The 15453-nt window shown below is 62.8% G+C and carries 12 protein-coding genes; 10 read left to right on the top strand and 2 right to left on the bottom strand.

What is annotated here, in order from left to right; translation table 11 throughout:
- Positions 1 to 24 precede the first annotated feature (24 nt).
- Complete coding sequence (locus L981_RS01390) at positions 25 to 3180, top strand: efflux RND transporter permease subunit (protein ID WP_043611059.1); 3156 nt, start codon at positions 25 to 27, stop codon at positions 3178 to 3180.
- A 54-nt stretch (positions 3181 to 3234) separates the two neighbouring features.
- On the opposite strand, the gene L981_RS01385 is transcribed toward L981_RS01390, so the two are convergent.
- Together L981_RS01385 and L981_RS01380 are read right to left on the bottom strand one after the other, a co-directional pair.
- The gene (locus tag L981_RS01385; protein WP_156133939.1) at positions 3235 to 3777 is read right to left on the bottom strand and encodes a C1 family peptidase; all 543 of its coding nucleotides are present in this window, start codon (positions 3775 to 3777) and stop codon (positions 3235 to 3237) included.
- 66 nt (positions 3778 to 3843) lie between these two features.
- On the bottom strand, positions 3844 to 4032 hold the full coding sequence (locus L981_RS01380) for a hypothetical protein (RefSeq protein ID WP_043611054.1): 189 nt from the start codon (positions 4030 to 4032) through the stop codon (positions 3844 to 3846).
- Between the two features lie 339 nt (positions 4033 to 4371).
- Between L981_RS01380 and L981_RS01375 the strand changes: the two genes are divergently transcribed.
- The 9 genes from L981_RS01375 (at position 4372) to L981_RS01330 (ending at position 15434) form a co-directional block, all read left to right on the top strand.
- Entirely contained in the window at positions 4372 to 5301 is a 930-nt protein-coding gene (locus tag L981_RS01375) for a sugar ABC transporter substrate-binding protein (protein ID WP_043611052.1), read from the top strand.
- Positions 5302 to 5450: 149 nt separating this feature from the next.
- Entirely contained in the window at positions 5451 to 6293 is an 843-nt protein-coding gene (locus L981_RS01370; protein ID WP_052201521.1) for a DMT family transporter, read from the top strand.
- Between the two features lie 249 nt (positions 6294 to 6542).
- A complete protein-coding gene (locus L981_RS01360; protein ID WP_043611048.1) occupies positions 6543 to 7775 on the top strand; it encodes an HlyD family secretion protein in 1233 nt (410 codons plus the stop codon).
- Complete coding sequence (locus L981_RS01355; RefSeq protein WP_043611046.1) at positions 7757 to 9754, top strand: glycosyltransferase; 1998 nt, start codon at positions 7757 to 7759, stop codon at positions 9752 to 9754. The genes L981_RS01360 and L981_RS01355 overlap by 19 nt, the downstream gene beginning before the upstream one ends.
- A 405-nt stretch (positions 9755 to 10159) precedes the next feature.
- On the top strand, positions 10160 to 11773 hold the full coding sequence (locus tag L981_RS01350) for an ABC transporter substrate-binding protein (RefSeq protein ID WP_245281554.1): 1614 nt from the start codon (positions 10160 to 10162) through the stop codon (positions 11771 to 11773).
- Between the two features lie 19 nt (positions 11774 to 11792).
- A complete protein-coding gene (locus L981_RS01345) occupies positions 11793 to 12776 on the top strand; it encodes an ABC transporter permease (RefSeq protein ID WP_043611044.1) in 984 nt (327 codons plus the stop codon).
- Positions 12773 to 13675, top strand: a complete 903-nt coding sequence (locus L981_RS01340; protein ID WP_043611043.1) for an ABC transporter permease — start codon at positions 12773 to 12775, stop codon at positions 13673 to 13675. Before L981_RS01345 ends, L981_RS01340 begins: the two co-directional genes overlap by 4 nt.
- Positions 13672 to 14487 (top strand): ABC transporter ATP-binding protein, encoded by an 816-nt coding sequence (locus tag L981_RS01335; RefSeq protein ID WP_043611042.1) that lies wholly within the window; start codon positions 13672 to 13674, stop codon positions 14485 to 14487. The genes L981_RS01340 and L981_RS01335 overlap by 4 nt, the downstream gene beginning before the upstream one ends.
- The gene (locus tag L981_RS01330; protein ID WP_052201520.1) at positions 14484 to 15434 is read left to right on the top strand and encodes an ABC transporter ATP-binding protein; all 951 of its coding nucleotides are present in this window, start codon (positions 14484 to 14486) and stop codon (positions 15432 to 15434) included. The genes L981_RS01335 and L981_RS01330 overlap by 4 nt, the downstream gene beginning before the upstream one ends.
- The last annotated feature ends 19 nt before the right edge of the window (positions 15435 to 15453 follow it).

The following is a 15453-nucleotide window of genomic DNA, read 5'->3' as shown; positions in this document are numbered from 1 at the left end:
CCCGAAAACCGCGGAACCGAGCCGATGACCACCTCCTCTTCCGACGAAAAGCGGCCCTTCAACCTTTCCCGCTGGGCGATCGCGCATCCAAGCATGGCGCGTTTCCTGTTCGGCCTCATCATCCTTGCCGGCGTCTTCGGCCTGATGCGCATGGGGCAGAAGGAAGACCCGGACTTCACCTTCCGCGTCATGGTCGTGCAGGCCTTCTGGCCGGGCGCCTCGATCGAGGAGATGCAGGACCAGGTCGTCAACAAGATCGAGCGCAAGCTGCAGGAAACGCCGCATCTCGATTTCGTGCGCTCCTATACGCGTGCCGGCAGCGCGATCATCACGTTGCAGGTCGAAGGCGATACCAACGCGCAGCAGGTGGCGGACGCCTTCTATCAGGTCCGCAAGAAGGTCGGCGACATCTCCAACGAGCTGCCCGAAGGCTTGCTCGGTCCCTATTTCAACGACGAGTTCGGCGACACCTTCATCACGCTGCATTCGCTGAGCGGCGAAGGTTACAGCTATCCGGAGCTGAAGAAGTTCGCCATCCAGGCGCGTGACATGCTTTTGACGACGCCCGGCGTCGAGAAGGCCGTCATCATCGGCGACCAGCCGGAGAAGATCTATATCGACGTCTCGTCCAATGCGCTGGCCGAGCGCGGGCTGACGCTCAACGATCTGCGCAGCACGATTGCCGGCCAGAACAACATCGATCCGGCGGGTGCGGTCGATACCGGCACGCGCTCGGTGCGCATCTCGGTCGAGGGTAGTCTCGACAAGGTGGAGGACTTGAAGAACCTGAGGCTTCGCGCCGGCGGCCAGATCACCCGGCTTGGTGACATCGCCACGGTCAGCTCCGGTCTCGAGGATCCCTATTCGCGCAAGTTCCGCTTCAACGGCCAAGACAGCGTGCAGATCGGCGTCGTCATGGCCAAGGGCTTCAAGGTGACCGACGTCGGTAACGCGGTGGAGGCGACCTATGAGCGCTTCGAGGCGTCGCTGCCCTACGGCGTCAAGGTCGACCAGGTCTCCAACCAACCCGAAGTGGTCAAGGAAGCCGTCGGTGAATTCATGAAGGCGCTCGGCGAGGCGCTGGCGATCGTGCTGGTCGTGTCGTTCCTGTCGATCGGCTGGCGTTCGGGCCTGGTGATCGCGATCACCATCCCGCTGGTTCTGGCCGCGACCTTCGCCATCATGTACGAGCTCGGCATCGACCTGCAGCGCATCTCGCTCGGCGCCTTGATCATTGCGCTTGGGCTTCTGGTCGACGACGCCATGATCGTGGTCGAGATGATGGAGCGCAAACTCGAAGAGGGCTTGGTGAAGGTCGAAGCTGCGAGCTTCGCCTATACCTCCACCGCCTTCCCGATGCTGACGGGCACGCTGATCACCACGGCCGGCTTCATTCCCGTCGGCTTTGCCGCCTCGACCGCCGGGGAATATGTGCGCTCGCTGTTCTACGTGGTCGGCATCGCGCTCGTCGTTTCCTGGTTTGTCGCCGTCTATTTCACCCCCTGGCTCGGCAACATGCTCCTGAAGCAGCGCAGCCACGCCGGCAACCATCACGACGTCTTCGACACGCGTTTCTATCGCCATCTTCGTACGACGGTGACGTGGGCCGTGCGCCATCGCATCATCGTGCTGTCAACGACGCTCGTCATCTTCTTCGTCAGCCTCTGGGCCTTCCAGTTCATTCCGAAGAACTTCTTCCCGCAGTCGTCACGGCCGGAAATCCTCGTCGACCTCTGGCTGCCCGAAGGCACCAGCATCAAGGAAGTCGAGAAACAGGCCAAGGCACTCGAAGCCCGCATGATGGACGACGAGGACAAGCGCTTCATCGCCACCTATATCGGCGAGGGTGCGCCGCGCTTCTTCCTGCCGCTCGACCAGCAGCTTCGCAATCCGAACTTCGCCCAGCTTCTCGTGATGGCCAAGGACGAGCCGGCGCGCGAACGGCTGATCGCCAAGATGCGCGGAATTCTAGCCGCCGATTTCCCGTCGATCCGCGCCAAGGTCGATCGCCTTTTCCTGGGGCCCCCGACCGGCTGGCCGGTGCAGATGCGCATCATGGGACCGGATCGGGAAGAGGTGAGGCGGATCGCCGACCGGGTGAAGGCGAAATTCCACGAGAACCCGCTTCTCGGTGCCGTGCATGACGACTGGCTGGAGCCGGTGCCGGGCATGAAACTGGTGATCGACCAGGACCGCGCCCGCGCGCTCGGCGTCACCTCGCAGCGCATCCGCCAGATGTTGCAGGCGAGCGTCACCGGTGCGCCGCTCGACAATTTCCGCGACGGCGAGGAGACGGTGGCGATCGTCGCCCGCGAGCCGGCGGACAGCCGCAAGCTGTTGAGCTCGGTCGACTCCATCTACATCCCGACCGACTTCGGTGGCTTCGTACCGCTCTCGCAGGTGGCCAAGGTCGTGCCGGTACTCGAACAGGGCATCGAATGGCGGCGCGACCGGCTGCCGACGATCTCGGTGCGCGGCACGCTGCCGGATGGCGTGCAGCCGAACGACGTGGCGATGAAGATGTTCGGCGAGATGCAGCCGCTGCGCGACAGCCTGCCTGCCGGCTACTCGATCGCAATCCAGGGCGGCGCCGAGGATTCGGCCGAAAGCCAGGCCTCGATTGCCGCCAAGGCGCCGATCATGCTCGGCGTCATCGTCATCCTGTTGATGATCCAGTTGCAGCATTTCGGCAAGGCAATGCTGGTTCTCGCGACCGGTCCGCTCGGCATCATCGGTGCGGCGGCTGCCCTTCTGATCAGCGGCGCGCCCTTCGGCTTCGTCGCGATCCTCGGGGTCATCGCGCTGCTCGGCATCATCATGCGCAACTCGATCATCCTCGTCGACCAGATCGACCAGGATATCGCGGCGGGCATGGACCGTGCCGAGGCGATCGTCGGGTCCGCCGTGCGGCGCTTCCGGCCGATCACGCTCACGGCGCTGACGGCGGTGCTGGCGCTGATCCCGATCTCGCGCGGTGTCTTCTGGGGACCGCTCGCCTACGCCATGATGGGCGGCATTCTGGTTGCGACCGTGCTGACGATCCTGGTTCTTCCGGCCGGCTATGCGCTCTTCTTCGGGCGCGAACCGAAGAAGGGTTCGGCCGAGCCTGAGACGGCGGAAAGCATCGAGGCCGAGGACGCAAAGACCGTAGCCTATCCCGCAGCCGTGGCGGCGGAGTAGGGCCACGGCTCCGTTCAGGGATGGTAGAACGGGCGGCGGGCAAGCCGTCCGACGTCAGCCGGTGATGTACATCGCCTGGCCCTGGGCGAGGCACTGGAACAGCTCATAGCCCATCCAGATATAGCCGCGGCGCCCGTTCCATTCGCAGCCCCAATTCTCACCGAAGCTGTTCTGGATGAGCACGGCCTGCTGCTCGTCGTCATAGCCGATGATCAGCATGCAATGGCCGGTGTTCGGCAGTTTTTCGAGGGGACCGGTCAGCACGCCGGGCCCTTCATAATCCATGAAGCCCTTGTTCAGTGACGTGCCGTAGCAGAGCGCGCCGCCCGCGACGATGACGGCCTTGATCGCGTCGAGATCGCTGGTCTCGACCGTCGCCCAGCCGGGGATCTGGAAGCTGGCATCGGCAAGGGCGTTGGGATCGTAGCGCGACCAGAGCTCGGGACAATTCGGGAAATAGGGCGCCGTCTTCCAGTTCGGGGTGCCGCCCTGCGTAAGCAGATTGAAATAGGAGGCCAGCTGTGATCCCGCGCAGCCCGTCTTCCCGTAGCTCTTCATCACTTCGATGTAGATATGGGCCGGACTTGCCTGCCGCACGGGTTGCAACGGCGCCTCGCCGGTCGAAACGGCCGCCCAATAGGTGGCAAGCCCGTAGGTCGTGGCTCAGGCGGCGCAACTGCCGGGACTGCCGACATGGCTCGGTGTGCCCTGCGCCTTGGGCGGCGGCAGATAAAGCGCGTTGACGCTTGCCGCGCTCGGCAGCGATGCCGGTATCGGCGGCCGGAGCAGCGGGCCGTCTTCCTTGATCGTGGGATCATAGCCGAAGTTGAGAATTGCTTCCTGTACGGTCATCGGGATCTCCTGCCGACAGCTTGGGTTGGGTGGGTGGAAGTCACGGATGCATGCGCCGCGCGCCGCCGATATGTCCGGTGAGACGACAGCCGAAAGCGGCGCCCTCGTTTCCCGAGGGGGCAGTCGAAATCTCCCCGGCGACCGCGGTGCGTGTGTCAAGGTGACACACGTATAGGTTTATATTATCAGGATTATGCACGCTGAAAATCCTGGGTTTCGAAGGGTTTTTTATCATTCCATCGTTGCGCATAATGAAATGTGCGTTTCATTATTGACATTTAATGGATCATGCATTCCGTTTAGCGTTCATAAGTCGTCTGGTCCCCTGGGAGGTTTCGAATGAGGAAGTTGCTGTTTGCCGCCATGTCGGTTCTGCTGGCTGGCACCGCCCACGCCGAGAACATCGGCATCACCGTTGCCCGTTCCGACAGCGCTTTCCTGACCATCCTGCGTCAGGGCATGGAAGACCGGGCGGCCAAGCTCGATGGCGTGTCGGTCCAGGTCGAGGACGCCCAGAACGATCCGAGCAAGCAGCTGGACCAGGTGCAGAACTTCATTTCCTCCGGCGTCGATGCGATCGTCGTGGTCGCCGTCGATGGTGACGGCACTCCGGCGCTGACAAAGATGGCGAGTGCTGCCGGCATTCCGATCGTCTATGCCAACCATCCGCCGGCCGATGTCGATGCGCTTCCCGAAACGGCGGCCTTTGTCGGATCGAACGAGGTGGACTCGGGCACGCTGGAAACGAAGGAAGTGTGCCGGCTGCTTGGCGGCAAGGGTGCCGTCTACGTGCTGATGGGCCCGCTCAACAACCATTCGTCGCTGACCCGCACGAAGGATATCCACGACGTCATAGCCACCGACGGCTGCAAGGGCATGAGTGTGATCGAGGAGCAGAGCGCCAACTGGGATCGCCTCGAGGCCAGCAACATCATGACCAACTGGCTCTCGACCGGACGGGAATTCGATGCCGTCATCGCCAACAATGACGAGATGGCGATCGGCGCGATCCAGGCGATGAAGGCGGCAGGCACCGACATGTCGAAGGTGGTGGTCGGCGGCATCGATGCGACGCCGGACGGGCTTGCCGCCATGGCCGCGGGCGATCTCGACGTCACCGTCTTCCAGAACGCAATCGCGCAGGGCGCAACCGCGATGGATGCCGCCGTGGCCCTGGCGCGGGAGGAAAAGACGGAACGGCAGATCTGGGTTCCGTTCGAACTGGTAACGCCCGAGAACATGAAGGACTACGCCAAGGCGAACCAATAGCCTTTCGCGTCAAACAATCACTGGTAGATCCCGGTTTTAAGCGATAGAGAAGCCGGCAGGCCGCTCGTTACGGGCCCGCCGGCTTTTCTCGTGTCCAACAGATGTCTTCTGATCGTTCCGCCCAGTACCCTTCCCAACCGATTGCCGACATGCAGATCGCAATCGCGGCCTTCGTGGCGGGGGCCGGATGGCTGTTTTCGATCCATGCGCTAGCCGAGCTGCCGCCGCTGCTCTTCCTCGGCAGCCGCTTCGTCATCGCCGGCCTGCTGATCGGTCTCCTGGCGCGGTTCGCGACCTTTGCCGAACTCGGCAGGGCGGTGCGGCTGCTTCCCGGCGCGCTCGCCTTTGCCGTCGCCATGATGGCCTGGATCTTCGGCCTGAAACAGACGACAAACCCTGGCGTTGCCGCCTTCATCTCCTCGACCGGCAACCTGCTGGTACCGGTTTTCGGCTTGCTGTTCTTCGGCTGGCCGGTCGGTCGAGCGCTCTGGATCTCGATCGCCGTCGCGCTTGCCGGGATGGGCCTGCTGTTTCTTGGCCCCGGCGCCCGCGTCGAGGCGGCTCACCTCTATTTTGTCGTCTCGGCCCTGCTTTGGGCGGCGAGCATCGCGCTGGTCAAACGCAATTCCGCCGAGGTCGGCGCGGTGGCCGTAGCCGCAATCCAGCTGGTGGTCGCAGGGGTGCTCATCCTCGCCGTTTCGCTGCTCGTCGAACAGATGCCCGCGGCAGTCCCTTCGATCGAGACCTGGGGCTGGTTCCTGGCAAGCATCCTGGTCTCGACCTGCCTGCGTTTCGTCCTGCAGTTTCGCGGCCAGCAGCTGATCTCGGCGGCGCGGGCATCGGTGATCATGTGCTGCGAACCGGTATGGGTTCTCGTCTTCGCGCTGGCGTTTCTCGGGACGCCCTTGGGCCTTTCCCAGATCCTGGGCTGCGTGGTCATCTTCCTCGCCATGATCTGTCAGGTTGCTTTGCCGTCCAGATCGGCCGCCTGAAGACCACTCTCACATTAACCCGAAGCATTTGCGCGGCATGATCGTTCCGGATCGAGAAGTCGCCCTGTTGTGTCAGGGGGCGCTGATCGTTCTCAACTGGTTAACCGAATGCCAAAAGCACCAATTTCTAAGGGTTGCCCTCCGCGCCTTTGCGCACAATCTTGCTTACGCGACCGGAGCCGCAGTTGCGCGCGAGATTGACGCGCCAATGTCTGCCGCCCTGGCATTTCGAGAGTGGGAACAGCAGGCATGCTCCTGAACCATCGCATCACACGCATAACCGTCGGCGTCCTGCTGCTCACGCTTGCAATCGCCGTGCTCCTGCCTGGCCTCACGGGCTTTACCAGCCTCGACGGCACTGTAAATGCACGCTTTGCGGTCATCAATGCGCCGATTGACGGGGAAATTGGACAGGCGCCGCCACGGATCGGCACGCCCGTTGCCGAAGACGAGACACTTCTGACCATCCGCAACGAACGCGTCAATCGGGCGATCCTTGCTTCCCTGCAGGCGGAAGGAAAGACGGCTGCCGATCGCGTCTCGGCGCTGGAGCGTGAACGGGACGAACTCGTCGCCTTGCGCAACCAGCTTGCCCATCGGCTCGAGAAATTCAAGAACGCCACCATTGCCAGTCTGGAACGAGAACTTCGCATCCTGCAGAAGCGGGTGGAGGTGTCGCGTGCCCAGGACGTCGTTGCACGGGTAGACCTCGACAGACGGCAGGAGCTGGAATCCAAGGGGATCTTCACCCGCAAGATGGTCGAGGCGGCAACCGCCGCCGGCGCGGCCACAGGCGGCGAGGTCGAGATCAGCAATTTGTCGCTCGATCTTCTCGAACAACGGCTGATGGCCCTGCGGGAGGGGATATTCATCGTTGGCGATGGTCAAAACGACGTGCCCTATTCGCGTCAGCGTCAGGACGAGGTGATCGTTCGCATAAACGACATCAACACCCGCATCGTCGAAAACCGCACGCGCGCCGACCAGACCGAACGACAACTGGAGGAAGAGGAGAAGCGCGTTCGCAGTCTCGAACTGGCAGAAATCGCGTCGCCGTTCAGCGGCGTGGTGTGGACCCGCAACGTCGTCAACGGCTCCAATGTCATCCTGAACAACGAACTGCTGCGTATCCTCGACTGCCGCGAACTGTTCGTCGATATTCTCGTTCCCGAAGTCGATTACGACGAGATCTATCCGGGCCGCGAAGCGGAAGTCCGGCTTCTCGGCCGCAGCGAAGTCTTCATAGGAAAGGTGCAGGCCGTCAAAGGCTCATCCGCAGTCGTCGAGAAAGACAATCTCGCCGCCAAGGAGCCGGAGGCCGAGGAGCGCGATGCGAGAATCCGCGTTCAACTCCTCCCCTCTGCTCTCAATACCGATTTCGGCAATTTTTGCCAGGTGGGGCGGTCCGCCCAGGTCCGCATCTCCCGGCACAATCTGCAACTGACACAGTGGATCAAAGGGCTGTGGTTCAACCTCTTCTAGCGCTCGCGCCCACATTACTGGTGATCGCCTTCTTCCTGCTTGGGCCATCGAACTGGTCTCGGCACCAAAGCTGGGCGCGCACCATCACCTGCGCGGTCGTCGGGGCGGTCGCATTGCGCTACATGGTCTGGCGCCTCTTCGAAACTGTCCTTCCCTATCCCGCCGATGGCGCCAACGTCTGGTGGGTTTGGATCGTCTTCATCATCGAGCTCCTTGCCTTCACGGAGGTCGTTCTCTTCCTCATTCTGATGAGCCGATACGTCGATCGAAGTTCTGAGGCGGACCGCTTGGGAAAGACGTTCTTCGCGCGCGAGGCGGAGGATCTGCCGACGGTCGATGTATTCATCCCGACCTACAACGAGCCACTCGATGTTCTGGAGCGCACGATTGTCGGAGCCTTGGCGCTCGACTATCCGAAGGACAAGTTCAAGGTCTATGTCCTCGACGACGGCCGGCGTGATTGGCTGAAGACCTTCTGCGCAGAGCGGGGCGCGGTCCACCTGACGCGGACGGACAATGCGCACGCGAAAGCCGGGAACATGAACAACGGGCTGCGGGCGAGTTCGGGCGATTTCATCGCCATCTTCGACGCTGACTTTGTTCCCTATCGCCATTTTCTCAAGCGCACCTTGCCGTTCTTTTCGGACGAGGGGATCGGGATCGTCCAGACCCCGCAGCACTTCTTCAACGTCGATCCGGTCCAATCCAATCTGGGTCTGGAGAACATCTGGCCGGACGAACAGCGCCTGTTCTTCGACGAGATCGCGCCCAGCCGCGACGTCTGGGATGTCAGCTTCTGCTGCGGTTCTTGCTCGATCGCCCGCCGCAAGGCCGTCGATGCGATCGGAGGCTTCCCGACGGAGTCGATCACCGAAGACCTATTGACGACGCTGTCGATGCTCAACAAGGGCTACAAGACCCGCTACCTGAACGAACGGCTGTCGATGGGATTGGCGGCCGAGAACCTGACGGGCTATTTCGTTCAGCGGGAACGCTGGTGCCAGGGCGGCATTCAGACGCTTTATCTCCACAACGGTCCGTTGCGTGGACCGGGCCTGTCGTTGTTCCAGCGGATCATGTTTCTCCCCATGTCCTGGCTGGTGCAATACGTGGTGCGCCTGATCGTCCTGCTCGTGCCGATCGCCTATCTCTGGTTCGGCGCCTTGCCGCTGCACTTCACGGGCGTTGCCGACTATGTCTCAAATCAGCTTCCGGTGCTCGCGGCCTATTTCCTCCTGATGCTCTGGATCACGCCGACACGTTATCTGCCCGTGGTCTCCAGCGCGGTCGGGACCTTCGCGACGTTCCGCATGCTGCCGACGGTTCTCTCCAGCCTCGTGCGGCCCTTCGGCAAGCCGTTCAAGGTAACCCCGAAAGGCACCGGCAACGAGGCGAACAGCTTCGACGCCTACACGTTTACCTGGATTGCCGCTTTCATCGCCGTCACGGCGCTCGGACTTCTGATCAACCTTGTGCCGGAAACGGCGCAGGTCCAAGGGGCGTTCTCGGCGATCGGAGCCGTCTGGTCGGGGATCAACATCGTCGTCCTCGTCATCGCGTCGCTGATCTGTTTCGAAAAGCCGCGTCGACTTTTCCAGGCTTTCAAGCTCGACGAGCCCGCCAATGTCGACGGGACGCCGGGGCGCGTGGTCAGCCTCTCGCTCGACAAGGCGGTGGTCGCGGTTCCGCCGGAGGTGCGCTTCGAGTCTGCGCAGGTGACCCTCAGGCTCGACGGTTTCGAGCCGCTGCAGGCTGATCTGAGGCAAGTGACGCAGCGGCGCGGCGACATATCGCGTATCGGCGACAAGCGGCGCTTCTATCTTCACCTTTACTACGACCTCGACGGCAAGGAACGCGACCGGATGATCGTCAAGCTCTATACGGGGCGCTACTCGCAGGACATTCCTGATATCGACAAGGTCGCGGTTTCCGTGAACCTCTTGCTGCGTGCCTTCGGTCGCACGCGCACTGTCTCCTAGCACACGGCCGCTGCGAGCCCGGCATGGCAGCTCCGGCAGCCACCAAACTTCGCCGGTCCGCGCAGTGATTCTCGCTTTTCATGATCCGGCCTGGATGCGTCTGCGCCCAATTTGGCGGCCTGAACGAACCGCTGAACGCCGCTTTTCCGGAAGTGGTATTCCCGTTCGAAATACCACTTGGCGGTTCTGATCATAACTTTAGTCTCGGCGAAAATACCCCGATTGACAGCGCGACTTTGGCGGACTTATCGTTAAGTCAAATTACTTGACTTAATAGTTCGATCAACGAAGCCTGAGGGGGAATTCGTCATGACGGCAGTCGAGGAAATGCGGCCTTTGCGCAATGCGTCGGGGGTCGGGAGGAGCGGTACGGCATGGCGTTTTGGGACGCTCGCGACCGTGCTGATGATGATCGGCGCCGCAGAGGCGCGCGCTGAATCCGTGCTCACCATGCATATCGAAGAGCAGACGAGCTGGGTGCAGAATTTCAACCCGTTCGACCTCGGCGGGCGCCGCCAGAGCACCATGGATTTCGTCTACGAGCCGCTGGTGATCTTCAACGATTACGACGGCGGCAAGCCGGTCTTTCGGTTGGCGACGGCCTACAAGTTTGCCGACGATTTGAAGTCGATCACCTATACGCTGCGCGACGGCGTGAAGTGGTCGGATGGCAAGCCGCTGACCTCGGCCGACATGAAATTCACGCTCGAGATGATGCTCAAGAACCCGGCCGTCGATACCGTCGGCGTCGGTGAGACCGTCGCTTCCGTAGAGGCGCCGTCGCCGACCGAGGTGAAGATCAATCTCAAGGACGTGGACACGCATTTTCCGGAGTCGCTTGCCGATTTCCCGGTTGTACCCGAGCACATCTGGAAGGATGTGAAGGATCCGCTGGCCTTCAAGAACGAGACGCCCGTCGGCTCCGGCCCAATGACCGAGATCCGCCGCTTCACGCCGCAGGTCTACGAGCAGTGCCGCAACCCCAACTATTGGGACGCGGCGACGCTGAAGGTCGATTGCCTGAAGCTGCCGCAGATCTCCGGCAACGACCAGATGCTGGCGCTCCTGCCGGAGGGCTCGATCGACTGGTTCGGCTCCTTCCTGCCGCAGATCGACAAGACCTATGTCGGCCTCGATGCCGAGCACAACGGCTACTGGCAGCCGCCGGCCGAAACCGTTGCCTTCCAGATGAACTTCAAGTCGTCGAACCCCGGCAATGCCGAGGCCTTCAACGACATGACCTTCCGTCGCGCCTTCAGCCTTGCCATGGACCGCACCGCGATGGTCGATATCGCCGGGTTCGGCTACCCGGTCGTCAACACCCATGCGAGCGGCCTGCCGCCGCGCTTCGACAGCTGGCGCAACAAGGCCGCCGAGGGCGCGCAGGACGAGTGGCTCGCCTATGACATCGACAAGGCCAACAAGCTGCTCGACGATGCCGGCTACAAGAAGGACGGCGAAGGCTTCCGCACCACGCCGAGCGGCAAGCCCATCGCCTTCCCGATCATCGTGCCGAACGGCTGGACCGACTGGATCGACGCGGTGCAGATCGCGGCCGAGGGCCTGCGCAAGATCGGCGTCAACGCTTCCGTTGCCACGCCCGAATACGAGCAGTGGCAGAAACAGATCCTCGACGGCAGTTTCGAGGCGGTGATGAATTCGCGCGCCGACGGGCCGACGCCTTTCCGCGGCTACTTCCAGTCGCTGTCGACCGGCTTCGGCGGGCGTATCACCAGCGCGCCCTCGCGCTATTCCAACCCGGACCTCGACAAGGTTTTCGACGATTACCGCCGCGCCGCGACGGACGAGGAGCGCAAGAAGCTGTTCGACCAGGTGCAGGTGATCGTCGCCGACAATCTGCCCGTCGTCCCCGTCTTCAACGGTCCGACCTGGTACCAGTTTTCGACCAAGCGCTTCACTGGCTGGGTGACGAAGGACGAGCCGGTCATGAACCCCGAGGATCACGACAACAACCGGATGCGGCTGGTGCATCTGCTTCGCCTGAAGCCCGTACAATAAGCGAAAGCGGGTTCCAGCGATGCGACTTTCCCGTCGACGGCTTACCGTCTACTGCGTGGCGTTCCTCTTCGCGATCGTCATGAATTTCGCGGTTCCCCGGCTGATGCCGGGGTCTCCCGTCGACAGCATGATCGCCCAACTCGGACCGCGGGCAACGCCCGCGGCCGTCGAGGCGATCAAGGCGCGCTTCGGTGCGATCGAGCAACCGATCTGGCAGCAGTTCGCCGACTATGTCGTCGGGCTCGCCCATTTCGATCTCGGCGTCTCGGTCAAATATTATCCGCAAACCGTGCTCGAAGTGCTCGGCCGGTCGGCCGGGTGGACGGCATTCCTCGTGGTGACCGCCATCGTCTTCTCGCTTTGCGTCGGCGTGCTGCTCGGCGCGATTGCCGCCTGGCGTCGTGGTGGACGTTTCGACAGTTTCGTCTCGCCCTTCTCGGTGGTGATGATCGCCGTTCCGCCTGTCATCATCGCGCTCGCGACTCTCTTCACCTTCGGCGTGACGCTCCGGCTGCTGCCGGTCGGCTACGCCTATGATCCGAACCTTGATCCGGGGCTGAACTTCACCTTTTTCGGCAGCGTCTTCCTGCATGCGATCATGCCGGTGCTGACGCTCTCGCCCTATCTGATCGGCGAGTTCCAGACGACCATGCGCTCCAGCATGATCTCGGTGCTCGGCGAGGACTATGTCACCATGGGCCGGGCCAAGGGATTGTCGGAAGCGGCCGTGATGTTCGGCTATGCGGCGCGCAACGCCATGCTGCCGGTGCTGACCAATCTGGCGCTGATGCTGGGCGCCGTCTTCGGCGGCTCGATCGTCACCGAAATCGTCTTCAACTATCCGGGCCTCGGCCTGACGCTCTATACCGCGAGCGTCGCCCGCGATTATCCTGTGATCCAGGGGCAGCTTCTCTTGATGACGATCGCCACACTCGGCGCCAATCTCCTCGTCGATATCATCTACGGCGTGGTCGATCCGCGCATCAGGGAGGGCAGGGCATGAACGCGGGCGTCTCCTTGTTCTGGCGGCAGAAGAAAGCCGTCGCCGGCCTTGTCATCATCCTCACGCTCTGCCTGATGGCGCTGTTCGCTCCGGTTCTGGCGCCCGGCGATCCGAGCGAACGTGTCGGCCGTTCGCATCAGCCGCCAACCGTCGAGCATGTCTTCGGCACGACGAAGATGGGCCGTGACGTCTTCTCGCAATTTGTCTGGGGCGCCAGGCCGTCGCTTGCCGTCGGTTTCGCCACCGGACTTGCGATCACCGCGCTCGGCACCATCGTCGGCCTCGTCGCCGGTTACTTCGGCGGCCGCACCGATGCGACGCTGGACCTTGCAACCAATGCGGTCCTTGTCATCCCGAATATTCCGCTGTTGATCCTGCTCGCATCCTTTGCGGGCACGGTCGGGCCGATGGCGATCATGGCGATCATTGCGCTCACCTCCTGGCCCTGGGGTGCGCGCATGACCCGGTCGCAGACCATGGCGATCCGGCAGCGTGAATTTGTGGTGGCGGCACGCATGGTCGGCGAGCCGCACTGGCGGGTCATCTTCGTCGAGATCCTGCCCAATCTGGTGCCGCTGATCGGCATCAACATTGTCGGCAGCATCATCTATGCGATCGTTGCCCAGACGACGCTCGAATATCTCGGCTTCGGCGATCCGCTGCGCGTCACATGGGGTACCATGCTCTACAACGCCCAGAACTCATCGGCGATCATCGTCGGCGCCTGGTGGGATATTGCTGTCCCGGCCGCGGGCATTGCGCTCGTCGGCCTCGGTCTTGCGCTCATCAACTTCACCTTCGACGAGATCGCCAACCCGCAGCTTCGCTCCGGTCCAGCACTCAGCCGCTGGCTGCGGCTGACGCGACTGCGCCGCCGTGAACTGGAGGCGGCCCGATGAGCGATGCACTTCTGGAAATCCGCAACCTAAACGTCGATTATCTGCTCGACGACGGCGCGTTCCGTGCCGTCAACGACGTCTCCTTCGAGGTCCGCCGCGGCGAACTCTTCGGCCTTGCCGGCGAATCCGGCTGCGGTAAGAGCACGATCGCCTATGCGATCACCCGGCTGTCGAAGGCGCCCGCCTGGGTCGCCGGCGGCGAAATCCTGCTCGACGGGCAGGACCTCCTGAAGATGCCGGAAGCGGCGCTGCAGAATGTGCGCTGGCGGCGGATCGGCATGGTGTTCCAGAGCGCGATGAATTCGCTCAATCCGCTGATGCGGGTCGAGGCCCAGTTCTTCGACGTGCTGCGCCGTCACAGCGGAGCGACGCGGCCTCAGGCACGTGCGCGGGCAGAGGAGATGTTCCGGCTCGTCGGCATTCCGGTGGGTCGCCTCGACGACTATCCGCACCAGTTCAGCGGCGGCATGCGCCAGCGCATCGTCATCGCCATCTGCCTGGCGCTGAAGCCGGAGCTGATCATCATGGACGAGCCGACGACGGCGCTCGACGTGGTGGTGCAGCGGGAGATCCTGGAGCAGATCGTCGACCTGCAGCGCAGCCTCGGCTTCTCGGTGCTGTTCATCACCCATGACCTGCACCTGATGGCGCAGCTCTGCCACCGCATCGGTGTTATGTTGAAAGGGCAACTGGTCGAGGTCGGCGACACGCTGCAGATCAGCCGGACGCCGGAGCACGACTACACGCGGAAACTCTGGGGCGCGATCCCGCAACTGCCCTCATCCGTGCGCAGCCTGGGGGTCGTCGAATGAACGTCATGCCGCTAACGACGACCATGGCTGATGAAGACGACGCAATCGTGCGCCTCAAGGACATCAGGCGCAGCTTCGGTGCCGTCGAGGCCTTGCGCGGCATTTCGCTCGCCTTGAAGCCCGGCCGGGCGCTGGCGCTGGTCGGCGAGTCCGGTTGCGGCAAGACCACCTGTGCCCGCATCGTAGCAAGGCTCGATGCGCCGACATCGGGGAGGATGGCGTTTCGCGGCGCCGACGTCACCGAGGCCGGCGACCGTGCCGAGGAGAAGTTGCGTCGCCGGGCGATCCAGATGGTGTTTCAGGATCCGTTCGCCTCACTCAACCCGGTGTTCTCCATCTACCACCATCTTGCGCGGCCGCTCCTGCTGCACGGTCATGCGAAGACCGGGGCCGAAGCACGGGCGGCGGTCGCGCGCCTGCTCTCCGATGTCGGTCTTGATCCCAGTGTGACCGCGCGAAAATTTCCGCACGAACTGTCCGGTGGCCAGCGCCAACGCGTCAACATTGCCCGGGCGCTCGCCGTCGGGCCGGACGTGCTCGTCGCCGATGAACCGACGTCGATGCTCGACGTTTCGATCCGGCTCGACATCCTGGAACTGCTTGCGCGCATCAAGCGCGAGCGCAACCTCGCCATGCTCTACATCACCCACGATATCGCCACGGCCGCCCACATCGCCGAGGAGGTCGTCGTGATGTTTGCAGGCCAAATGGTCGAGTGGGGCGAGACCAGCGCCGTCATCGGCAATCCCCGCCATCCCTATACGCAACTGCTTCTTTCCGCGGTTCCCGACCCCGATCGCCCGTTCGTGCCGGGGCAGAGCGCCCGCTTCCTCGCCCATGCCGACGAGGTGCGGCGAAAGAGCCGTCCGGCCTCCGACGACGTGGAAGAAGTTACCGTGAATCACTTCGTCCGTGCCCTTGGCCAAACGCCGACGGGAGCTATGTGAACCGAGGACACGCCTTCGC

This window comes from Ensifer sp. ZNC0028 (assembly GCF_000799055.1).
Classification (GTDB): domain Bacteria; phylum Pseudomonadota; class Alphaproteobacteria; order Rhizobiales; family Rhizobiaceae; genus Ensifer.
Note: the sequence above shows the minus strand (reverse complement) of the source record. Positions and strands in the feature narration are given on the sequence as shown.